General features: G+C 35.0%; 19 protein-coding genes and 1 other annotated feature. Of the genes, 15 read left to right on the forward strand and 4 right to left on the reverse strand.

Annotation, left to right across the window (positions count from 1 at the left end; all coding sequences use genetic code 11):
* Positions 1-84 precede the first annotated feature (84 nt).
* From JOC75_RS20260 to JOC75_RS20300, 9 genes are all read left to right on the forward strand, one after another.
* Entirely contained in the window at positions 85-567 is a 483-nt protein-coding gene (locus JOC75_RS20260; protein WP_204955788.1) for a GNAT family N-acetyltransferase, read from the forward strand.
* A gap of 171 nt (positions 568-738) precedes the next feature.
* Positions 739-1,938, forward strand: a complete 1,200-nt coding sequence (locus JOC75_RS20265) for an MDR family MFS transporter (protein WP_204955789.1) — start codon at positions 739-741, stop codon at positions 1,936-1,938.
* Between the two features lie 401 nt (positions 1,939-2,339).
* Complete coding sequence (locus JOC75_RS20270; RefSeq protein WP_204955790.1) at positions 2,340-3,704, forward strand: sigma-54 interaction domain-containing protein; 1,365 nt, start codon at positions 2,340-2,342, stop codon at positions 3,702-3,704.
* Positions 3,705-3,926: 222 nt separating this feature from the next.
* The gene (locus JOC75_RS20275; RefSeq protein WP_204955791.1) at positions 3,927-4,628 is read left to right on the forward strand and encodes a CoA transferase subunit A; all 702 of its coding nucleotides are present in this window, start codon (positions 3,927-3,929) and stop codon (positions 4,626-4,628) included.
* Positions 4,625-5,290: a 3-oxoacid CoA-transferase subunit B gene (locus JOC75_RS20280; protein WP_204955792.1), complete on the forward strand. Its 666-nt coding sequence runs from the start codon at positions 4,625-4,627 to the stop codon at positions 5,288-5,290. The genes JOC75_RS20275 and JOC75_RS20280 overlap by 4 nt, the downstream gene beginning before the upstream one ends.
* 26 nt (positions 5,291-5,316) lie before the next feature.
* Positions 5,317-6,636, forward strand: a complete 1,320-nt coding sequence (locus JOC75_RS20285; RefSeq protein ID WP_204955793.1) for a GntP family permease — start codon at positions 5,317-5,319, stop codon at positions 6,634-6,636.
* Between the two features lie 30 nt (positions 6,637-6,666).
* Positions 6,667-7,443, forward strand: coding sequence for a 3-hydroxybutyrate dehydrogenase (locus tag JOC75_RS20290; protein ID WP_204955843.1), 777 nt, complete (start codon positions 6,667-6,669; stop codon positions 7,441-7,443).
* Between the two features lie 449 nt (positions 7,444-7,892).
* Positions 7,893-8,119: a binding site (T-box leader), on the forward strand.
* Between the two features lie 138 nt (positions 8,120-8,257).
* On the forward strand, positions 8,258-10,672 hold the full coding sequence (gene leuS / locus JOC75_RS20295; protein WP_204955794.1) for a leucine--tRNA ligase: 2,415 nt from the start codon (positions 8,258-8,260) through the stop codon (positions 10,670-10,672).
* A 181-nt stretch (positions 10,673-10,853) separates the two neighbouring features.
* Entirely contained in the window at positions 10,854-11,177 is a 324-nt protein-coding gene (locus JOC75_RS20300; RefSeq protein ID WP_204955795.1) for a rhodanese-like domain-containing protein, read from the forward strand.
* A 552-nt stretch (positions 11,178-11,729) separates the two neighbouring features.
* On the opposite strand, the gene JOC75_RS20305 is transcribed toward JOC75_RS20300, so the two are convergent.
* Complete coding sequence (locus JOC75_RS20305; protein ID WP_204955796.1) at positions 11,730-11,915, reverse strand: sporulation protein Cse60; 186 nt, start codon at positions 11,913-11,915, stop codon at positions 11,730-11,732.
* A 73-nt stretch (positions 11,916-11,988) separates the two neighbouring features.
* Positions 11,989-13,269, reverse strand: coding sequence for a BaiN/RdsA family NAD(P)/FAD-dependent oxidoreductase (locus tag JOC75_RS20310; RefSeq protein WP_204955797.1), 1,281 nt, complete (start codon positions 13,267-13,269; stop codon positions 11,989-11,991).
* A gap of 202 nt (positions 13,270-13,471) precedes the next feature.
* Here JOC75_RS20310 and JOC75_RS20315 point away from each other — a divergent pair, with 202 nt between their 5' ends.
* A complete protein-coding gene (locus tag JOC75_RS20315) occupies positions 13,472-15,103 on the forward strand; it encodes a putative polysaccharide biosynthesis protein (protein WP_204955798.1) in 1,632 nt (543 codons plus the stop codon).
* Between the two features lie 369 nt (positions 15,104-15,472).
* Positions 15,473-16,210, forward strand: coding sequence for a pseudouridine synthase (locus JOC75_RS20320; RefSeq protein ID WP_204955799.1), 738 nt, complete (start codon positions 15,473-15,475; stop codon positions 16,208-16,210).
* Between the two features lie 88 nt (positions 16,211-16,298).
* Here the strand turns inward: JOC75_RS20320 and JOC75_RS20325 are convergent, their stop codons facing one another.
* Complete coding sequence (locus JOC75_RS20325; protein ID WP_146949375.1) at positions 16,299-16,520, reverse strand: DeoR family transcriptional regulator; 222 nt, start codon at positions 16,518-16,520, stop codon at positions 16,299-16,301.
* 448 nt (positions 16,521-16,968) lie between these two features.
* Between JOC75_RS20325 and JOC75_RS20330 the strand changes: the two genes are divergently transcribed.
* From JOC75_RS20330 to map, 3 genes are all read left to right on the forward strand, one after another.
* Entirely contained in the window at positions 16,969-17,682 is a 714-nt protein-coding gene (locus JOC75_RS20330) for an ABC transporter ATP-binding protein (RefSeq protein WP_204955800.1), read from the forward strand.
* Positions 17,679-18,842, forward strand: coding sequence for an ABC transporter permease (locus JOC75_RS20335; protein WP_204955801.1), 1,164 nt, complete (start codon positions 17,679-17,681; stop codon positions 18,840-18,842). Before JOC75_RS20330 ends, JOC75_RS20335 begins: the two co-directional genes overlap by 4 nt.
* Before the next feature lie 165 nt (positions 18,843-19,007).
* A complete protein-coding gene (map, locus tag JOC75_RS20340; protein WP_204955802.1) occupies positions 19,008-19,754 on the forward strand; it encodes a type I methionyl aminopeptidase in 747 nt (248 codons plus the stop codon).
* 77 nt (positions 19,755-19,831) lie between these two features.
* On the opposite strand, the gene JOC75_RS20345 is transcribed toward map, so the two are convergent.
* Complete coding sequence (locus JOC75_RS20345) at positions 19,832-21,136, reverse strand: NCS2 family permease (protein ID WP_204955803.1); 1,305 nt, start codon at positions 21,134-21,136, stop codon at positions 19,832-19,834.
* A gap of 238 nt (positions 21,137-21,374) precedes the next feature.
* On the opposite strand from JOC75_RS20345, the gene pepV reads away from it, so the two are divergent.
* Positions 21,375-22,772, forward strand: coding sequence for a dipeptidase PepV (gene pepV / locus JOC75_RS20350; protein WP_204955804.1), 1,398 nt, complete (start codon positions 21,375-21,377; stop codon positions 22,770-22,772).
* Positions 22,773-22,796 lie beyond the last annotated feature (24 nt).

The following is a 22,796-nucleotide window of genomic DNA, read 5'->3' on the forward strand; positions in this document are numbered from 1 at the left end:
TTCATTAGTAAAGGATTTTAATTATTATTATCGTTGCTAATGATCTCTATTTTTTAGATAATTAAATTAAAAAGAGGAATTAACATGACAATCAAAATTAGATTTTCTAAAAAAAGCGACTTTGAGCAATTAATAGATTTAGACCATAAAGTTTGGAATATGAAAGCAACACCTACAATTATAAAATGGAATTCTCTTAATGAATTTAGTGAGAAAAATCCTGAGGGAAGTCAGCTTGTAGCTATTTTAGAAGATAGAGTTGTTGGCTATTTAGGATTCCATCATCCAACACCATTGAAAACAAATCAGCATGTGCTGGAAATAGATATTGCTGTTGATCAACATTATCAAGGAAAAGGAATCGGTAGAAAGCTGCTTGATGAATTAATGAAAATGGCAAAGGATAAAAACATTCACAAATTAGCACTTCGTGTTCTTTCGTCAAATGAAGGAGCAATAGATTTTTATAAAAAATGCGGTTTTACTGAACAAGGAAGATTAGTAAAAGAGTTTCTAATTGATGGTGAATTTGTTGATGATCTGCTTTTGTATAAATTAGTAGAATAGTAAGTAAATACAGCGTTGAAAAGTCGGTAAATTCACATTATTACAACATTAAGTATCTTCATTGCAAAACAAAAGAAAAGGGGCTAATATTCTCAGAAGGATAATAAAAATGTACGGTATTAATTAAAAATCGTTATTTTTATACAATATCTTTTCTAGAGGAGGAGAAATATGCCACGTTCCCTTTGGTTGCTTATAATTGGGATGATGATTAATGTGACCGGAGCCTCTTTTTTATGGCCACTTAATACAATTTATATCCATGAACATCTCGGGAAATCGTTAACAGTAGCTGGCTTTGTGTTAATGCTTAATGCAGCGGCTAGTGTTATTGGTAACTTAGTTGGCGGTATTTTGTTTGATAAAATCGGTGGTTATAAATCAATACTATTAGGTATTATCATTACGCTTGTGTCTGTTATAACTCTTATGTTTTTTCACCAATGGCCTGTTTACATGTATCTACTTATACTCATAGGCTTTGGATCTGGGATTGTATTTCCTGCAACATATGCACTTGCAGGTACAGTTTGGCCAGAAGGTGGTCGAAAATCATTTAATGCCATATATGTTGCTCAAAATGTCGGAGTAGCAGCTGGAGCCTCTTTAGGTGGAATTGTTGCTTCTGTATCTTTTAATTATATATTTATAGCGAATGCAGCACTGTATGCTGTCTTTTTCTTAATTGCATTCTTCGGGTATCGAAATATTGATGGAGCACAAGGTAGCCAAACTTCAATATTAGAGCAAAAAGGTGTTGTCAAAAATCGCACAAAATTCACGGCTCTTGTTATTTTATGTATAGGGTACCTATTATGCTGGGTTGGATATGTGCAATGGCCTTCAACAATTTCTTCTCATACACAAAGTTTAAATATTCCTTTACATCAATATAGCTTGTTATGGACAATTAATGGTGTACTAATTGTATGTGGTCAGCCACTTATTTCATTATTTGTTAAGCGTTTTGCAAAAACCATAAAAAAACAGATGGTGATCGGATTTGTCATTTTTATTGGATCTTTTATTGTCGCATCATATGCTGAACAATTTACAGGATTCTTAGTTGCAATGGTGATATTAACAATTGGTGAAATGCTTATTTGGCCTGCTGTCCCTACAATTGCAAATGATTTAGCTCCTAAAGGAAGACAAGGCTTTTATCAAGGCTTTGTGAACAGTACTGCAACTGGTGGAAGAATGATCGGACCCCTTCTTGGCGGCTTTGTTGTAGATTATTACAATATGAATCTACTTTTCTACATTATCATCGGTCTTTTAACAATTGGAATCTTCACAACCATCCTTTATGACAAAAAACTGAATGTAGCGGTAAAAGGGGATCAAACACCAAGCGAAATTGGGGTCTGACCCCTTTTTGTTTTGTGCAGCATATTTGGGGGAGGCGGTGGATATGGCTTAGCGAAATTTGTCGAATGATGGATTATACATGAAAGTTGAATGATTAAGGTTGAAAGTTGAACGATTATTAGTAAAAGTTGAATGATTAACGTCAAAAGTTGAACGATTACTTAAAAGGACTTTATTTTGCAGCCAACTATATAGAAAAAATGCATTAAAAAAACTCAATTTAGATAAGATGAAAAGTTAAATGTTGTTCTCCAATATAATTTACAGCAATTTATGAGAAGTTTACTCTTATTTTCCTCATGTTGACGTAAACAACCGTGCTTCTTCGATCATTTCCTGCTATTTTGATAAGTTTCTTTATGATACGATAATAGAAAAACAGTTTACTAGGGGGAGGTATCATGTTAAATCAACGTTTTCCATATGCGAAGGAAATTTTTGAGACAGTTATTGAAAACGCTTACGTCTGGATTGTTATTGTTGATGCTGAAGGTAAAGTTATTTATATGAATGAAAATTATTGCCGTTTTTGTGAAGTGAATAAAGATGAAGTGATTGGCCAGTATGTAACCAAAGTAATTGAAAATACAAGAATGCATATTGTGGTTGAAAGTGGAGAAGAGGAAATAGCGGATCTTCAATATATTCGTGGAAATTATATGATTGCAAATCGAATTCCGATTTTTGCAGAAAATAAGGTTGTTGGAGCTTTTGGCACTGTGATGTTTCGTGATACGAAGGAATGGCATGAGATGAACTCCCATGTACGTCATCATCTTTCTTCTATTCAATCATTTATTGATCAACAAGAATCTACTGGAGCCAAATATACCCTTAATGATATCCATTCTAACTCGACCATAATGAACGAATTAAAAGAAAGAGTAAAATCCATTGCAGCGACAGACAGCTCAGTGTTAATTAGAGGTGAAAGTGGAACAGGAAAGGAATTATTTGCACACAGCATTCATTTATTAAGTCATCGCAGTGAAAAGCCTTTTATTAAGGTCAATTGTGGAGCAATTCCAGAGCAGCTTCTTGAATCAGAGCTATTTGGATATGAAGATGGTGCTTTCACAGGAGCTAAGAAAGGTGGAAAAAAAGGTAAATTTCAATTAGCAAATGGTGGTACTATTTTTCTAGATGAAATTGGTGATATGAGTGCACATATGCAGGTGAAATTACTTCGTGTTCTGCAAGAAAAGGAGGTTGAACCTGTAGGCTCATCTAAAACCATTCCATTAGATGTTAGAGTCATTACAGCAACTAATCGCCCTTTAGAAGTACTTATGGAAAGCAATAGTTTTCGTAGTGATTTATATTACAGAATTAGTGTGATTCCTCTGTTTATCCCTCCACTTCGGGAACGGCTAGAAGATCTTGAAACTCTTGTTCGTCATTTTATAAAAAAAGTTTCATTAAGAACTGGAAAGCGAATTTCACTTATTCATGAAGATGTGATGAATACCTTTCATCATTACCACTGGCAAGGAAATATTCGTGAGCTAGAAAACATAATTGAAGCTGCGATACACCTGGCAAAATCTGATGTTATCACACTTGAAGCTATTCCAGATTACATAAAGGAAAAAACTATTTTTCATTCGAAAGAAACTTCATTAAAACAAATGTTAATTGAGGCGGAAAAGAATATTTTGCTATCAACATTAAAGAAATTCGAAGGAGATAAAAGAAAAGCTGCAAAAGCTCTTGGAATCAGTAAATCTAGCATATATGAAAAAATTCAAAAGCATCATATAACTTAATCGATTCCAGAAAATCGGAAAACAGTCCAGAAAACTGGACTGTTCTTTTTTATGTTGCTGTATAAGTCATTATTGATCATGGACAAGTTATCATATTTTAACCAATTCCAGGAATTCGGAAAAAATCGTTTTATATGTGTCTGTTTTCTTAAAGATTAACAGCATAATAGATGTTGGCATATATCTTGCAACTATATACATGTATAAGAAAGGAGGAAGAATATGAAACACATTTTTCAATCATTTCACGAAGCAGTTCAAGATGTTCAAAATGGATCAACAATTATGGTAGGTGGATTTGGACTTTGTGGAATTCCCGAAAACTTAATTTTGGCTTTAGTTGAAACAGGAGTAAAGGATTTGACCGTTATATCCAATAATTGTGGTGTTGACGATTGGGGACTTGGCTTACTTTTGAAAAATAAGCAAATAAAAAAGATGATCGCATCCTATGTTGGTGAAAATAAAGAGTTTGAAAGACAAGTATTAGCAAATGAAATTGAGGTAGAGTTAATTCCTCAAGGCACGTTAGCAGAAAGAATTCGAGCAGGTGGAGCAGGTATTCCTGCATTTTACACTCCAGCAGGTGTTGGAACGCAACTAGCTGAAGGAAGAGAAGTGCGGACATTCAATGGAAAAGAATACTTATTGGAAACAGCTCTAACAGCTGATGTTAGTTTTGTTCGAGCATGGCGAGGAGATCGTCTAGGAAATCTTCAATATAACAAAACAGCTCAAAACTTTAATCCGATGATCGCAGCGGCTGGAAAAATAACAATTGCTGAAATTGAGGAAGTGATGGAAATAGGGGGAATTGCTCCAGATCATGTTCATACACCAAGTATATATGTGCAGCACCTAGTTGTGGGGAAGCAAGTAAAACGAATTGAAAGGCTAACAGTTCGAAGGGAGGAACTATTATGAGTAAAGGTACTATTCGTGAGATCATTGCACGTCGAGCTGAACAGGAAATTGAAAGCGGTTACTATGTGAATTTAGGTATTGGTATGCCTACGTTGGTAGCAAATTATATTCAAACTGGAAAATTTGTTGTTTTACAATCGGAAAATGGTTTGCTTGGTATAGGTCCATATCCAAAAGAAGAAGAGGTTGATGCAGACCTAATTAACGCAGGTAAAGAAACGGTCACAGCAATCCCTGGTTCAAGTTTTTTTAATAGTGCAGAGTCTTTTGCGATGATTCGTGGAGGACATATTGATCTAGCAATATTAGGTGGAATGGAAGTTTCAGAGAACGGTGATTTAGCAAACTGGATGATTCCAGGGAAGATGATTAAAGGAATGGGTGGTGCCATGGATTTAGTTCATGGTGCGAAGAAGATTGTAGTCATTATGGAACATGTTTCAAAAAATGGTCAACCTAAAATCGTTAGAAAATGTAGTCTTCCACTAACAGGAAAAGGTGTTGTAGACAGAATTATCACTGATCGAGCGGTCATTGATATAAGAAATGATGGAATGTTCTTAAGAGAGGTTTTTGAAGGCTATACAATAGAGGATGTTTTAAAATCAACTGAGGCTAACTTAATAGTTTGTGAGAATGTTAAAGTTTCGTCTTCTTCATAAAAAAGTGAAACAAAGGGGGATTTATCATGTTTAGTATGATCGGATTAATAGGCGGTTTAGCACTCTTAATTTTTTTTACGATGAGGGGAATGAATTTATTAGTAGCAGGACCGTTGTGTGCTTTGTTTGTAGCTGTGTTTAGTGGGTTACCACTATTTCCTCAATTAGTTGGTGAAGGAGAAGCTAATTTTGTAGGAAACTATATGACTGGCTTTTCAGGGTTTATCGCTTCTTGGTACTTGATGTTTTTACTAGGAGCAATCTTTGGAAAGGTTATGGAGGATAGCGGTGCAGCTGATAGTGTTTCTAAGTGGATTGTAAGTAAGCTAGGGATGAAAAGAGCTGTTTTAGCAATCGTTATTGCTTGTGCAGTTCTAACTTATGGTGGAGTTAGTTTGTTTGTTGTAGCGTTCTCTGTTTATCCAATGGCAGTTAGTTTATTTAGAGAAGCGAACTTGCCAAGAAGATTTATTCCAGCAGCATTGGCATTTGGTTCTGTGACTTTTACGATGACCTCGGCTGGATCTCCTGAAATTCAAAACTGGATTCCAATTGAATATTTAGGAACATCTCCATATGCAGGCTGGGAAGTAAGTTTGATCGTTGCTGTGTTTATGATGGTATTTGGTTATTGGTGGCTAGGTAAAATGATTAAAAAAGCTATTTCACGAGGAGAAAGCTTTGTCGCACGAGATAATGATCCTGTAAATGAAGATAAAGCACTACCACATCCTTTAACAGGATTAGTTCCATTATTAGTTGTTCTTATTATTTCTTTTATTTTTCATGACTCCCTTCAGCAATCTGCTTTAATTATCGCCTTACTTGGAGGAGTAATTGCTACGTATTTGCTTAATCGTAAATATTTTAGATCATTTTGGAACGCTGTTTCTGAAGGTACACTTGGTGCGTTATTAGCTTTAGGAAATACTGCTGCTGTTGTTGGTTTCGGGGGAGTAGCAAAGGCAGTACCAGCATTTGAGGTTGCAGTAAATGCGATGACAAGTATACCAGGAAGTCCACTTATAGGTGGAGCAATTGCAGTAAGTGTTATCGCAGGTATGACTGGCTCAGCTTCTGGAGGTCAAGCAATTGCTTTACCATTACTTGCTCCACATTACATGGATATGGGTGTTAATACTGAAGCATTACACCGTGTAGTAGCGATATCTTCTGGTGCGTTAGATTCTCTACCTCATAATGGATATGTTGTAACAACAGTTCGGGCAATTTGTGGTGAATCACATCAAGATGCCTATAACCCAGTAGGAGCTGTAACAGTCATTGTTCCTCTTTTAGGAGTTTTATTAGCAATTATTTTATTTTCTCTTGGGTTAGGAATATAAAGAAATCAATAGATTTGGAGGTTAATAATGATGGTTCAAAATCAAGTAGTATTAGTTACTGGTGCGGCAGGAGGAATTGGCTTTGAACTAGCAAAAGCATTTGCAAGTGAAGGTGCTAAAGTAGTTTTGACCGATTTAAATGAAGCACAAGTAAAAGAAAGTGCGAGGGATATTCAAAATGAAGGTAATCAAGCACTAGGATTAAAGTGTGATGTGACAAAGGAGCAAGATATCATACAAGTAATTAACACAACGGTAGATGAGTATGGAAGAATTGATACACTTATAAACAATGCAGGCTTACAGCATGTTGCACATATTGAAGATTTTCCAACAGAAAAGTTTGAGCTACTAACAAAAGTGATGCTTGTCGCACCATTTATTACGACTAAATATGTTTTTCCAATTATGAAAAAGCAGAAATTTGGAAGGATTTTAAATATAGCATCCATTAATGGATTGATAGGATTTGCTGGAAAAGCAGCTTATAATAGTGCGAAACATGGTGTTATTGGTTTAACAAAAGTAGCTGCGCTTGAAGGAGCAGAGCATGGAATCACAGTGAACTCGCTTTGTCCGGGTTATGTTGATACCCCACTTGTACAAAATCAGCTTCAAGATTTAGCAGAAACAAGGAATGTTCCTATAGAGGATGTTCTTGAAGAAGTATTATACCCATTAATTCCACAAAAAAGATTGTTAGCTGCAAAGGAGATAGCTGATTATGCAATCTTTTTAGCAAGTGATAAAGCAAAAGGTGTAACAGGTCAGGCGATTGTTATGGATGGTGGGTATACAGTACAATAAATTTTGAGGATGGACCTAATTAAAGAAATCATCCAAAAAGACGAATAAATCTAAATTCAGTTAGGTTGAAAAACAGGTTAGTGCTATTGCGCTGCAGACACTCGATTTCCACGGGCGGAAGCTAAGTCTCCACAGCTATGCCTGCGGGGTATTGACCTTTCCTCTACACCCGCAGGAGTCAAGTGTCTTGCTCTCCATTCCACTAGTTCTTAAACATAGTATGCAAAATCAAACAATCTATTGAAAACTGCAAATAAAAACCCGAACTATCTGGCGAATGATTAATTGAAAAATCACCTAATAATTAGCGGTTAACATTAGTTTAACTAGTTATGTCCCAGCCTCTTTGTGTTATTCTCTATTTTGAACAAGTCATAATTAAGTTACGTCTTTCTAATTGACTTGCATATCCCGACAAATTTATATAAAATAACCTTAACATGTATACGAAATGAACGGAGAGAAGGAATAGTAATTAGCAAAAATTGTTTCAGAGAATTGACGGGTGGTGCAAGTCAATCAATTTAGCTAATGAACTCGCCTTTGAGTTACAAATGTGAACGCCAAATTGGTGAAGTAATGTTTGTCGTCTATCCACGTTACGGATGTCAAAGTGGACATAATCATTATGTCAATGTTGGGTGGTACCACGGGATTTAAACCTCTCGTCCCTTGTTTGGGATGTGGGGTTTTTTCTTTTTAGTACTATTAATAATTTAAATGGGAAATTCTTTTAAAATTAGAACCACTTTGTCCCGTTCAACTAAAATTTATAAATAATTCTAACCATACATAGCATTAAGGAGGAAAACGAATGAGCTTCAATCACCAAGATATTGAGAAAAAATGGCAAGATTACTGGCTTTCTAACAAAACGTTTAAAACAACAGAGGATGCAGAAAAACCAAAGTTTTATGCACTTGATATGTTTCCATATCCTTCAGGTGCAGGTCTTCATGTAGGACATCCAGAAGGCTATACAGCTACAGATATTTTATCTCGTATGAAGCGTATGCAAGGCTTTAATGTTCTACATCCAATGGGGTGGGATGCATTTGGTTTGCCAGCTGAACAATATGCACTTGATACTGGTAATGATCCTGCAGAATTTACAGAGCAAAACATTAATAATTTCAGAAGACAAATCCAAGCACTTGGATTTTCTTATGACTGGGATCGTGAAGTAAATACAACTGATCCTGAGTATTATAAATGGACACAATGGATCTTTTTACAACTTTATAAAAAAGGTCTAGCTTATGTAGATGAAGTGCCAGTTAACTGGTGTCCTGCACTTGGAACTGTCTTAGCAAATGAAGAAGTAATAGACGGAAAAAGTGAGCGTGGTGGACATCCTGTTGAACGCCGTCCAATGAAACAATGGATGTTGAGAATAACTGCTTATGCAGACCGCCTACTTGAAGATCTTGAGGATGTAGATTGGCCTGAAAGCATTAAAGATATGCAACGCAATTGGATCGGACGATCAGAGGGAGCTCATGTGACGTTTGAAATTGAAAAGCATGACGAGAACTTTACTGTGTTTACGACACGTCCAGATACGTTATTTGGTGCAACTTATGCCGTTTTAGCACCAGAACATTCTTTTATTGATAAAATTACGACTCCAGAACAAAAAGATGCTGTAGCAGCTTATATTGATGAAGTAAAGCACAAAAGTGACCTTGAGCGTACTGAGCTTTCGAAAGAGAAATCAGGTGTTTTCACTGGAGCTTATGCAATCAATCCTGTTAATGGTGAAAAAATGCCAATATGGATTGCGGACTATGTACTTGTTACTTATGGTACAGGTGCAATTATGGCTGTTCCTGCACATGATGAGCGCGACTATGAATTCGCTGCGAAGTTTGATCTGCCAATTAAAGAGGTTGTTAGTGGTGGCGATGTAACAAAAGAGGCTTACACAGGTGATGGAGAGCATGTAAACTCTGATTTCTTAAATGGACTTGCTAAACAAGAAGCAATTGAAAAAGCGATATCTTGGCTTGAGGAAAATGGTAAAGGTGAAAAGAAAGTCACTTACCGTCTTCGTGATTGGTTATTTAGCCGTCAACGTTATTGGGGTGAGCCAATTCCTATTATCCATTGGGAAGATGGCACAATGTCTGCTGTTCCAGAAGAAGAGCTGCCACTTGTTTTACCGAAAACTACTGAAATCAGACCTTCAGGAACTGGGGAATCACCACTTGCGATCATTTCTGATTTCGTAAATGTGGTTGATCCAGAAACAGGTAAAAAAGGACGTCGTGAAACAAATACTATGCCACAATGGGCAGGAAGCTGCTGGTATTACTTAAGATATATTGATCCAAAAAACAGTGAAGCACTTGCAGATGATGCAAAATTAAAGCAATGGTTACCAGTAGATATTTATATTGGTGGAGCAGAACATGCTGTTCTTCACTTACTTTACGCACGTTTCTGGCATAAGTTCTTATATGATATCGGTGTTGTTCCTACAAAAGAGCCATTCCAAAAATTATTTAATCAAGGAATGATTCTTGGAGAAAATAATGAAAAAATGAGTAAATCTAAAGGTAATGTTGTCAACCCAGACGAAATTGTTGAATCACATGGTGCAGATACATTGCGCTTGTACGAAATGTTCATGGGGCCTTTAGAAGCTTCAATTGCATGGTCAACAACTGGTCTTGATGGAGCTAGACGTTTCTTAGATCGAATTTGGCGCCTATTTATTGAAGACAACGGTCAGATAAGTCCAAAGGTTGTTGAAGAAGCAAATGAGGATCTTGAGCGAGTTTACCATCAAACAGTGAAAAAAGTGACAGAAGATTTAGAGGGACTTCGTTTTAACACAGCTATTTCTCAATTAATGGTATTTATTAATGACGCTTATAAAGCAACAACACTTCCTAAGGAGTATGTTGAAGGCTTTGTAAAATTAGTTTCGCCAATTGCTCCTCACTTAGCTGAGGAATTATGGAGCAAGCTTGGTCATAGCACAACAATTACTTATGAAGCATGGCCTGCTTTTGACGAAGCAAAATTAGTCGAAAATGAAGTGGAAATTGTTGTACAAGTTAACGGAAAAGTTCGTGCTAAGCTACTAGTTGCAAAAGATGTAACAAAGAATCAGCTTGAACAAATTGCTCTTGAAGATGATCGTGTTAAAGAACAGGTAGAAGGCAAAACAATTCGCAAGGTGATTGCTGTTCCTGGAAAACTTGTTAATATTGTTGCAAATTAAGAATCCAATTAGCGGCTCGTAAGGTGAAACTATCTTGCGAGCTGTTTTTGTAAGATCAAAAAGCATAAGACTTAAACATCGCTTTGTTCTTGATAACTTAAAACTTGAACGCCTTGCTTACTGGTACTACATCGTATACATTTGTTATAATGCATATATTAAAATTGAAGGGGTGTACACAATGTACGAAATTAAAGAGATTTCTCCTGAAGAAATTCAACAAAAGCTTGAAAAAGGTGAGAAATTAGAATTAATAGATGTTCGAGAAGATGAAGAGGTTGAAGCAGGGATGATTCCTCAAGCAAGACATATTCGAATGAATGACATACCAGACCAAATAGACGCAATTGATAAAGAAAAAGAAACGATTTTTATTTGTCGCTCTGGTGCTCGTAGTGGAAATGTTTGTGCATATTTACAAGATAAAGGCTATAACGTTGTGAACATGGCTGGCGGTATGCTTGATTATAACGGAGAAACAAAACCAAAAAGTCAAATAGTTTAAAATATGATTTGATTGTCAAATTGTACATATTCGAGCAAGAGATTAAAACCATAGTCTGTATTACAAGTTCCCTGACCTACACTAAAAAAAATAGAATAGGTTAGAAAAAAGACTACCTATCCACTTTGGAAAGGTAGTCTACTTTTGTAATGGCTCTTCTCTGAAAGATTGTTGCGAAATGATCTTATAATCTGTTAGAAACAGTGTTTTATCGCATAAAATGTACGATTTCTAAGAAGAAAAGATGCCACTAGACTAATACATTGCTGTTTCCTTCAAATTCCTAAAAGTAACAATGTTTACGAAACAGCCCTTGTATTTGTTTGTTTGCTTAAAGAGTATTGCTTGTGACTCTAGTAAAATAGGACAGTGTAATGGAGCGCAAGGCACTTGACTCCTGCGGGTGTTGAGGAAAGGCCGAGACCCCGCAGGCGGAGACGAGGAGGCTTGGCTTCCTCCCCGCGGAAAGCAAGTGTCTGGAGCGAAATGGAACGAACACTCTTATATCACCATTGTATTAAAACAAAAAGTATGAGAAAATAACCCTTTGCATTAATTTTCACGATAAATAATAAGTGCAGAAAAACAGTAAAGCTGATCTCCTTCATCATCTGTTGTAACAGCAACACTGTATTTTATATCTTGAACCTGTCCTTCACTCAAATCTGCTAAAAAAATATTTAACCCTTCTTCTAAGTCTTTCTCATGTTCTTCATCAAATAAAGCAACCTTTAACATCTATTCACATCCTTTATATGAAAAAATGTATCAATATACTATATTTGATTAATGAACTTAATATGACCAGAAGTTATAATGAAGGTTGATCAGTTTGTGAATAAATAGCAGCATTCATTCCGGCAAGACGACCAGTTACTAAAGCTGATGTAATATTATATCCACCTGTATAGCCATGGATATCTAGGATTTCTCCACAGAAATAAAGACCAGCTTTGAATTTTGATGACATTTCACGTGGATGTATTTCTTTTACAGAAACACCACCACCAGTCACGAATGCTTTTTCAAGTGATAATGTTCCATGAACATTAAATTGAAATTGCTTACAATCCTTCACAAATGATCGGAGCTTTTCATTTGAAAGATTATCGTATGTTACTAGTGTATCAATATCATTTTTTTCTAATAAATATAGTAAATACCTTTCTGGTAAAAGGCCTTTTAGGACATTTTTAATTGCCTTTTTTGCGTCTTGCTTTAAATCCTTGACAATCGATTGAAACAGTTGTTCTTCGTTTATTGAAGGAACAGCATCAATACTAACTGTAATAGCATTTGTTTTAAATTTTTTCATTGCTTTTACAACATACTGACTACATCTTAAAACTGCTGGACCTGAAATTCCAAAATGGGTAAAAATCATATCCATTTTATGAGTAATAATAGCTTTTCCTTTTGGATTCAAAACACTTAAGGCAACATCCCTTAAAGAAAGACCTTGCAGCGTTTTATCCTGAATAAAACGTTCATTTGATGTAAGTGGTACTTCAGTGGGGAAAAGCTCAGCAATTGAATGTCCTGCCTTCTCAGCCCAAGCATAACCATCTCCGGTACTTCCTGTATGTGGTACACTTTTTCCTCCAACTGCTAGTACAACTGCCTTTGTTCGTATTGCTTCACCACTAATAAGCTGTACTGTCTGGACTTTTTCTTCATCATAAATCACATCTTTAACAGGTTCATTTGTACGGATGGTTACATTTAATCGCTGTAATTCACTTAGTAAGGCATCGACTACTGATTGAGCTTTATCACTTACTGGAAACATTCGTCCATGATCTTCTTCTTTTAGCTGTATACCTAGATTTTCAAAGAATTTAATAATATCCTCATTACTAAATTCAGAGAAAGCACTGTATAAAAACCTTCCGTTACCAGGTATATGTTTGATGATTTCATCTATTGGTAAACGGTTTGTCACATTGCAGCGACCTCCACCAGAGATAGCAAGCTTTCTTCCAAGTTTATTACCTTTGTCTAAAAGAAGAACCTTTGCTTTTTTTTCTCCAGCGGCAATTGCTGCCATTAATCCTGATGGTCCACCGCCTATTACAACAACATCATACTTCATTGAGTTATTCACACCTTCATTTCTTAAGTTTGCTTCTCATATTATACTTGAAGAAAAAGAAAAACCAAAAAAAATGTAAAATAAGACATATTTATGATATATGAAATCTGGTTAAGCTAAATACAAACTTATGGTATAAGCGTAGGATTATGGTAAAATAGAAAAGTTGAATCTTCATAGAGAAGAATGGTGAAGCAGAATTATGTCGAATAAACTTTTAAGAGGAACGTTTATATTAACGTTAGGTACATATGTTTCAAGAATCTTAGGAATGATTTATCTTATTCCTTTTGCTGCAATGGTTGGAACAACGGGTGGTGGTTTGTTTCAAACTGGTTACGCACAATATACGATCTTTTTGAGTATTGCAACTGCGGGATTTCCGGCAGCTATTTCAAAATTCGTATCTAAATATAATTCAATGGGAGATTACCAAACAAGTCGAAGGATGTTTAAATCTGGAATCGTGGTGATGTTAGCTACTGGATTTATTGCCTTTGCTCTTTTATATGCACTTGCACCTATGCTAGCAATAAGTGCACTTGCAGATGAGAATCTTAATGGTGTGACAGTAGAGGATGCAATTTTTGTTATTCGAATGGTCAGTATCGCCCTTATAGTAGTTCCATTAATGAGTCTCATTCGTGGCTTTTTTCAAGGACATCAATCGATGGGACCAACAGCTGTTTCACAGGTTGTTGAACAATTAGTAAGAATTGTGTTCTTATTAACATCAACATATTTAATTCTCAATGTTCTAAATGGTGATCTTGTCTTAGCGGTTGGTTATGCAACATTTGCAGCATTTGTAGGTGCGATAGGTGGGCTCCTAGTTTTATTAGTATATTGGATACGCCGAAAGCACTCACTTTTAGCGATGCAGACAGAGCATGTGGAGTCAGAGCCAATACCAATTAGAATCATGTTTAAAGAAGTGTTTCGGTATGCTGGTCCATTTGTGTTTGTTGGCTTGGCAATCCCGATCTATAATTATATAGATACGAATACATTTAATCGTGCCATGTTAAGTGTTGGAAATGAAAAATCCTATACTTTAGATATGTATACAGTTTTGCTCCTGTACGTTCCAAAATTAGTTATGATTCCAGTATCACTAGCAACAGCATTCGGTTTAACACTAATTCCAACTATAACTGAATCATTTACTAGTAATAATCGAGCATTGCTACATAAGCAAATAAATCAAACATTACAAATTATTATGTTTTTAGTTTTACCAGCAGTTGTAGGATTATCTGTTTTAGCGGGTCCTGCGTACAATATCTTTTATGCAGGTACATCTGAAGAGATAGGTAAACATATTTTAATGTGGTATGCACCGATTGCCTTACTGTTTTCTCTTTTTACAGTGAATGCTGCTATATTACAAGGAATAAATAAACAAAAGCTGGCTGTTATTAGTTTGGTCATAGGACTGATAGTAAAGCTTGCTTTAAATTCCACATTCATTCAATTGTTTGAAGGAGTTGGATCTATTTTAGCAACAGCTGCAGGCTATTCTGTATCCTTATTATATGGTTTTGCGATGATTAAGCGCCATGCAGGATTTTCATTTAAATTATTAATCAAACGATCAGTGTTAATTATTATGTTATCAATATTTATGGGTCTAGCAGTGTCTGTGTCTCAATCTGTTTTAAGTATATTTATTAACTATACTGATGGTAGGATGCAATCTGTTATTGTGGGTGGTTGTTCGGTTATATTAGGTGCAGCAATTTATTTATACTTAGCTTATCGCTCACACCTACTTGAAAAACTATTAGGAAATAAGCTAAATCGTTTCTTTCCTAAAGCAAAATCGGTTGAATAGATTGAAACAATTGAATTCCGGATAAAATATAGGTAACTTTATAGTGCGAACTCGGCATGCTGCCGAGTTTTTTTCTAGGCTCTGTTAAACGTTGTTGTTGATTTTCGTTACAGGCATTCGCTTTCCCGGGGAAAAAGTATCTTTTTTCCTAGGGAAGAATAATGAAAAATCCCAACTGCCGGCTTTTTCAAAGGACAATTCTTCCTAGGTCCGGGAGCCTCCTCGTATGCTGCGCGCCTGTGGGGTCTCCCTTTGACATGCTTCTCTAAGCAGGAGTCTCATATATTCACCTCCAATCAACAATATGCAAAAAATCAACATTAACTTTTAACATAGCCTTTTTCTAAGGATATTATAGGGGGTAAGGAAATGAGAATTGATAAATTATTAGCGAATTCTGGATTTGGAACTCGTAAAGAAGTGAAGAAAATGTTAAAAACAGGTGTTGTAAAAGTGGATGGTGTAGCAATAAAGGATCCCAAAACTCAAGTGGATCCAGATGCACAGACAGTTACTGTTAATGAAGACAGAGTTGAATATAAGGAGTTTGTGTATTTATTAATGAATAAACCGGCGGGGTATCTTTCGGCTACAGAGGATGAAGTACAAGAAACAGTTATCGATTTGCTTCAAATGGAGGATGCTGTTTGTCAGCCATTTCCTGTAGGGCGTCTTGATAAAGATACAGAAGGCTTATTGTTATTAACAAATGATGGTCATCTGTCACATCAACTACTATCACCAAAAAAACATGTGCCTAAAACTTACTTTGCTGACATATTAGGGGAAGTAACCGATGAAGATATAGACTCATTCAGACGAGGTGTAGAGCTTGATGATGGGTATGTCACAAAGCCTGCTATACTTGAAATTCTGACATCTGGAGACTCATCAACGATCCATGTCACGATTACTGAAGGGAAATATCATCAAGTAAAAAGAATGTTTGAATCTGTAGGGAAAAAGGTTACGTATTTAAAAAGAATTTCTATGGGACCTATTTCTTTGGATGAAGATGAATTGAAAACAGGGGAATATCGCGAATTAACAGAAGATGAACTAGAATCCTTAAGAAACGCTCAACCTATTGATGTTACGAACGAGTAGTAACTAGTAATTTCATAGCAAAAAAGAGGAACCTTTTACGAGAAGGTTCCTTTTATGTATAGTTTAAATAATTTTTAATAATAAGATATTACGAAGACATTTTAACTTTTTTATTTGTAGTTGACCATTTACCTCTTGTTGGGCTGTGAACCAAATCGTTGTATGCTAATACATTTAGATCACGTTGAATCGTTCTAGGAGTTATACCAAATTCGTCAACGAGTTGTTGTGTTGTCACAGTTCCTCGTTCATTAATAAACATGTAGACTGATTTGATTCTGGTTAGCATACGGTTTGTTGAAGGTTTCAAAAAACCACTCCTTATCGTTTGATCGCACTGGCTATGCCTACTACAACCTTTCGATGACTGCAACTTCAGATGTCACTTCATACATATGTTATTAAGTGGTAAAACGTTACAACAATATTTTACACGATTTCGACACAAATAATCCAGAGAAATGTTTCAATTTACGAAATATTTACATTTTAAATAACCATTTAAGTCAATTATTTTGATTATTATTATCCTTAAGGCAGTCCAAATTTAAAAATAAAGTTTGTGATGAAATAAGAGTTAATGATAAAAAACGAGGACCTTTGATACAACTAACTTATGTAAGCACGCGCGTACTTAATATAATAAATTTATATGACTCCTATTCTGAATACTATGACAATTAATTTGTTTTTCTTGAATATTTTTATGAATCTTTTTTTCTATTGTTATCGTATTAAGAAAGAAGGAGTGGAAATGGATGAATATGTTAACTGTTAAAATAAATGAAGCAGGATATGAAGAAAAACAATCAATTATAAAGGACATTGACTTTTCTTTATCAAGTGGTGAGTTGATTGGAATTATCGGACCAAATGGTGCTGGGAAAAGCACAACGATTAAAACAATATTAGGAGTTATTGAATATGTTAATGGTGAAGTTATGTGGAAAAAAGGAAGTGTATATGCATATATCCCTGAAAAGCCGATATTTTATGAACATTTAACATTATGGGAACATCTAGATTTATTAGCTTCTATTAACGGAATTGATGATATAACCCTTGAACAAAGAAGCCATGAATTTCTTGAAGCTTTTAAAATGGAAAAAGTGAAGCATGAAATGCCAGCAACTTTTTCAAAGGGCATGCAGCAAAAAGTAATGATCATACAAGCCCTTTTACTAAAGCCTGATGTTTATATAGTTGATGAACCATTTATTGGTTTAGATCCTAGTGCGATTAAAAGGTTTTTAGAAATAATGGAGCAGGAAAGAAAAAGAGGAGCAAGCATATTAATGTCTACACATGTTCTTGATACGGCTGAGAGGATATGTGATCGCTTTATCCTTATTTCAGATGGAACAATTGTAGCAGAGGGAACTCTAGATAAAATACAGCTAGCGAGTGGAGTACCTAATTCATCTTTACTAGACTGTTTCCACATTATAGCTGAAGGAAGATCTTCGAGATGAATGGAAAACAATTATGGATAAAACGTGCAAAAATTGATTGGCGTTATCAATCTAACATTCTTCTATCTGTTTTTGATTGGACAATAATCGTCTATCTTCTTATTCCTTCTCTGATTTTTGGAGGAATTGCTTATCATTCCTTTTGGCACTCACTTCCAATTTGGTTAAGTAATGTTCCAATATTCGTGTATTTCTTAGGCTGTTATCTATTATCAGGGCAAGGATTAATTCGTACATATATGGAGGAAGCGGATCAGCTATATTTAATACAACACACCTCGAAAATGGTGGAGCTAAGATATATAAGTGCACTATATTCTATTTGTTTAATCTTATTTAAATGGCTGTGTATTTACTTTCTTTTGTTACCACTAACAAATCATTTTGATTCAATAAAATTAAGTCATTTTGTTCAGCTTATTTTTTATTTCTTTAGCTTAAATATGTTAATCGTGTCCTATAAACAAGCCATATATCATTTAAGTACTATTAAGAAAGTGTTTATAGATATTTTCTCGTTTTTGCTTTTTGCATGTGTTTCTTATTTCGCTGTACGATCACAATTAAATAACGTGAATTTCTCTATAGTAATCTCTGTTCTATTTATTTTCTTATCTCTATGGCAAATTAGGGTTTATCAAGGTCAATATAAAACATTTTATACTGATGTCGAAAAGGAACAAGTGAATAAAGGGAAGTTAATCAGATTTTTGTTTGCGGTAAATCCTGAAATAAACGTACCAAGGGTAAAAAAGCTAAAAAAGAAATCTTGGTTATTATGGCGTAATTCTACAAGGATTTTTAGTGACCGTAATCCTGTAAATGGTGTTACAGAGCTTTTTATCAAGGAATTTCTTCGAGGGAAATCAAATGTAATTAATTATCTACAGCTTATTTCCATTACGAGTACGATGGTTTTATTAACACCAATATGGTTAAAATGGCTTACTTTTATAGCCTTTTGGTTTTTCTTTAAAGAATGGCTTGTTTTACTCTTTAAAGAAATAATCAAGCAAAATCCATATTTATCTAAAGATTATGGTAAGGAGGATTATGTGTTTCTTTCACAAAAGAAATGTGAAAAATTAATTGTGCTACCAGCTATTTTATTCGTTTTATTCTTAACCATTCTTTCAACAGTATTTTCATATCTGATATAGCTACTTTATTGGTTGTGAAAATATGGTAAATGAAAACAGCTTAGTTCTAAAGGGTATAATTCAAAATAACTTGAAAAGACCACATTCATTTTGAATAGTGTTTCATCTTGTGGTACTCTTTTGCATATATAAATAGATATGAGTGGCTAACGGAGGGAAATGTTTTTGATTATATTAAAAAGTAAACGTGAAATAGAATTAATGCACAAAGCTGGGCAGCTATTAGCAAACTGTCATAAAGAGATAGCTAAAATGATACAGCCTGGTGTTACAACTCTTGAGGTTGATAAATTTGTTGATGAGTATCTAGCTCAACATGGTGCTACTCCTGAACAAAAAGGTTATAAAGGTTATGAATATGCAACTTGTGCATCAATAAATGATGAAATTTGCCATGGATTCCCAAGGAATACACCATTGCAGAACGGCGATATTGTGACAATTGATATGGTTGTTAATCTAAATGGTGCATTAGCAGATTCAGCTTGGTCATATGCTGTTGGTGAGGTTTCAGAAGAAGCAACTCGTCTTTTGCATATTACAGAAGAAGCTTTGAATCGTGCTGTTACTCAATCAGTTATTGGTAATCGAATCGGAGACATCGGTTATGCAATTCAATCGTATGTTGAAGGTGAAGGTTTATCTGTTGTAAGAGATTTTACTGGTCACGGTATTGGCAGAACCATCCATGAAGCTCCAACGATCCTTCATTATGGAGAACAAAATAAAGGGGTTCGTTTAAAGGAAGGTATGGTTATTACAATTGAGCCAATGGTCAATTTGGGTGCATGGCAATCAAAAATGGATGATAACAAATGGACGGCTAGAACAATTGATGGTAAGCTATCAGCTCAATATGAACATACGATTGCCATTACAAAAGAAGGACCACTTATTTTAACAAAACAATAACATAAAAAAGTCCGATTACAAGGAAATAGTAATCGGACTTTTTTCGTTTGAAATTTGTTTATTTCTTTATCTAGTAATTAATGTCCACCAATAAATGCTAGTTGTATGAAGAAAAGTACAGCGAAAAGATAAACAAATGGATGAACTTCTTTCCATTTTCCTTTTGCAATTTTCATTAAAGGATATGAGATAAATCCTAAAGCAATACCTGTTGCAATACTAGATGTTAGAGGCATACTTAGAACAACTAGAAATGCTGGAAAAGCCTCATCAAGTTCTTTCCAATTAATTTCAGATATAGCACCCATCATTAGGCTTCCTACAATGATAAGTGCAGGAGCAGTTATAGCTGAAATTCCAGATACTGCACCAATTAAAGGACTAAATAACAAAGTGAAACCAAATAATATGGCTACTGTAAGTGTAGTTAATCCTGTTCTTCCGCCTGCTGCAACTCCTGCAGAAGATTCAATATAAGCACTCGTTGGACTTGTTCCAAACATTGCTCCAACAGTGGTAGCTGCAGAGTCAGCTAATAGAGCAGTACGTGCTTTAGGAAGTTCATTGCCTCTCATTAAACCTGCTTGTTGGGCTACACCAATCATTGTACCTGTTGTATCAAATATAGTAACTAATAAGAAAGAAAACACAACTGCATATAAGCCATGTGAAATAACATCACCAATAGCAGTGAATGGATTTGCTACAATTAATCCTTCTGGTAAGCTCGGTAAAGCGAAGAACCCTTGTTTAAAAACAAGTTCCCCAGTGAAAAAAGCAATTAACGCTGTAATCACCATACCGATAAAAAGAGCACCATGAACATTTAAGCTCATTAATACTAATGTGACTGCAAGTCCGATTAAAGCTAGTACAACTGATGGAGAATGAAGATCACCTAATGCAACTAAGTTGTTAGGATCAGATGTTACAATACCAGTTAAGCGCAGACCAATAAATGCAATGAAAAGTCCAATACCTGCTGTAATACCATGCTTTAAATTACTTGGAATTGCTTCTATTAATTTTTTACGAAATGGTGTTAAAGATAAAATAACAAATAAAATACCAGCAATAAATACTGCTGAAAATGCTGTAGAATAAGAAATATTTTCATTTGCACCTACTACAGAATAAGCAAAATATGCATTTAAACCCATTCCAGGAGCGATCGCAATTGGATAGTTTGCTGATAAAGCCATCCAGAGAGTACCAATAACTGTTGCAATAATTGTAGCTGTAAATACTTGATCAAATGGTACTCCAGCATCAGCCAGAATAATCGGGTTAACGACAACAATATAAACCATTGTTAAAAAGGTCGTAATCCCAGCTATGATTTCAGTACGAGCATTTGTGTTGTTTTCTGCTAATTTGAACATGTGAACCCCCTGTGTTTTACGAACAATGATGAAAACCTTTATAATAATATTCGTTTTTAGGTGTTTTTGCAAGTGATTTTTTGAAATTTAGAGGTATAAAAGTATATTTCTTTATTTTTATTTCATCTTAATCTTATGTAGTATTAGAAGAAGAAATAGTTTCTCTCTTTTATCTACTGTAAGTGTCTGGTATGTTAGTAAAGGATTAAAAGATTTGTACTACTAGGAGGTATACATAATGAATTGGAATCATGAAGTAGAAAAAAGAAAACAGGATTTAATAAAAGATACACAATCATTTTTGAAAATAAAAAGTGTTTTAGATGAAGACTCAATAAGGGAAGGTGCACCTTTCGGAGAAGGAATAAATGAGGCGTTCTCTCATTTGTTAAAATTAGGAGAAAAAGAAGGGTTTCAAACAAAAAACCTTGATGGATATGCTGGTCATATTGAATTACAGGGAAGTGGGGAAGAAATTGTTGGCGTACTTTGCCATGTGGATGTTGTTCCAGAAGGTGATGGATGGACAAGCGATCCTTACGGGGCAGAGATAAGAGATGGTAAAATCTTTGCTAGAGGAGCAATGGACGATAAGGGACCAACTATTGCTGCATTTTATGCAATGAAGATCGTAAAAGACCTTGGTTTACCTCTTACAAAGAATGTAAGAATGATTATAGGTACTGATGAGGAAAGTGATTGGCGTTGTGTTGAGCATTATTTTAAACATGAAAAAATGCCTGAACTTGGATTTGCACCAGATGCAGATTTTCCAATTATCTTTGCGGAAAAGGGGATTATTGATCTAACGTTAAAACAAGAATTCATTAATAACAAGGGTACTAGTGATTATGTTCTTGAGTCATTTAACTCAGGAAGAAGATTTAATATGGTTCCTGATTTAGCGAGTGCAGTAATTAAGAACTGTGATGAATTCAACTCTATTGAGGGTGCTTTTAAAACATATATTGAAAAAGCGAATGTCAAAGGTCGCTGTGAAAGTAGTAACGATGTTTTGCATTTAGAAATAGAAGGTGTTTCTGCACATGCTATGGAACCAAACAATGGTGTAAATGCTGGTCTATTGCTAGCTGAATTTTTATCTCATTATGCATTAGATTCAAAAGGTAGTCATTATATTAAAACTATAGTGGACAATTTTTCTAATGATACACGGGGTGAAAAATTGAACATTGCCGTTGCAGATGAAATAAGTGGTGAATTAACTGTTAATGCAGGAGTCATGTCTTATCAGGAAAATCAGTTAGGCACAATTGGAGTAAATATTCGTTATCCTGTAACAGGAGACTCTGATCAAATAAATGAAGGGTTTTCAAAGGTGAAAGGCTTTAAATTAGATACATTTTCAGATTCGAAGCCACATCATGTAGAGGAAAGTAATCCATTAATTCAAACCCTGAAAAAGGTATATGAAGAACAAACAGGTGAAAAAGCTGAATTAATCGCTATTGGTGGCGGAACATATGCAAGATCATTAGAAGCAGGTGTTGCATTTGGTCCGTTGTTTCCTGGAAGACCAGATGTTGCTCACCAAAAGGATGAACATATCATAATAGAAGATTTGTTAAAAGCAACAGCAATCTATGCACAAGCTATTTATGAGCTTGCAAAATAAAAAACAGTTTTGTTAGTGAAAATG

Origin of the sequence: Metabacillus crassostreae, assembly GCF_016908395.1 — a bacterium.
In the GTDB taxonomy this organism is placed as follows: Bacteria; Bacillota; Bacilli; order Bacillales; family Bacillaceae; genus Metabacillus; species Metabacillus crassostreae.

What these genes read in the sequence shown, in the direction of transcription:
- pepV (WP_204955804.1), top strand. Translation starts at nt 21,375, where the DNA reads ATGAATTGGAATCATGAAGTAGAAAAAAGAAAACAGGATTTAATAAAA.
- JOC75_RS20265 (WP_204955789.1), top strand. Translation starts at nt 739, where the DNA reads ATGCCACGTTCCCTTTGGTTGCTTATAATTGGGATGATGATTAATGTG.
- JOC75_RS20260 (WP_204955788.1), top strand. Translation starts at nt 85, where the DNA reads ATGACAATCAAAATTAGATTTTCTAAAAAAAGCGACTTTGAGCAATTA.
- JOC75_RS20335 (WP_204955801.1), top strand. Translation starts at nt 17,679, where the DNA reads ATGAATGGAAAACAATTATGGATAAAACGTGCAAAAATTGATTGGCGT.
- JOC75_RS20320 (WP_204955799.1), top strand. Translation starts at nt 15,473, where the DNA reads ATGAGAATTGATAAATTATTAGCGAATTCTGGATTTGGAACTCGTAAA.
- JOC75_RS20285 (WP_204955793.1), top strand. Translation starts at nt 5,317, where the DNA reads ATGTTTAGTATGATCGGATTAATAGGCGGTTTAGCACTCTTAATTTTT.
- JOC75_RS20290 (WP_204955843.1), top strand. Translation starts at nt 6,667, where the DNA reads ATGGTTCAAAATCAAGTAGTATTAGTTACTGGTGCGGCAGGAGGAATT.
- JOC75_RS20305 (WP_204955796.1), bottom strand. Translation starts at nt 11,915, where the DNA reads ATGTTAAAGGTTGCTTTATTTGATGAAGAACATGAGAAAGACTTAGAA.
- JOC75_RS20280 (WP_204955792.1), top strand. Translation starts at nt 4,625, where the DNA reads ATGAGTAAAGGTACTATTCGTGAGATCATTGCACGTCGAGCTGAACAG.
- JOC75_RS20345 (WP_204955803.1), bottom strand. Translation starts at nt 21,136, where the DNA reads ATGTTCAAATTAGCAGAAAACAACACAAATGCTCGTACTGAAATCATA.
- leuS (WP_204955794.1), top strand. Translation starts at nt 8,258, where the DNA reads ATGAGCTTCAATCACCAAGATATTGAGAAAAAATGGCAAGATTACTGG.
- JOC75_RS20275 (WP_204955791.1), top strand. Translation starts at nt 3,927, where the DNA reads ATGAAACACATTTTTCAATCATTTCACGAAGCAGTTCAAGATGTTCAA.
- JOC75_RS20310 (WP_204955797.1), bottom strand. Translation starts at nt 13,269, where the DNA reads ATGAAGTATGATGTTGTTGTAATAGGCGGTGGACCATCAGGATTAATG.
- JOC75_RS20300 (WP_204955795.1), top strand. Translation starts at nt 10,854, where the DNA reads ATGTACGAAATTAAAGAGATTTCTCCTGAAGAAATTCAACAAAAGCTT.
- JOC75_RS20270 (WP_204955790.1), top strand. Translation starts at nt 2,340, where the DNA reads ATGTTAAATCAACGTTTTCCATATGCGAAGGAAATTTTTGAGACAGTT.
- JOC75_RS20330 (WP_204955800.1), top strand. Translation starts at nt 16,969, where the DNA reads ATGAATATGTTAACTGTTAAAATAAATGAAGCAGGATATGAAGAAAAA.
- JOC75_RS20315 (WP_204955798.1), top strand. Translation starts at nt 13,472, where the DNA reads ATGTCGAATAAACTTTTAAGAGGAACGTTTATATTAACGTTAGGTACA.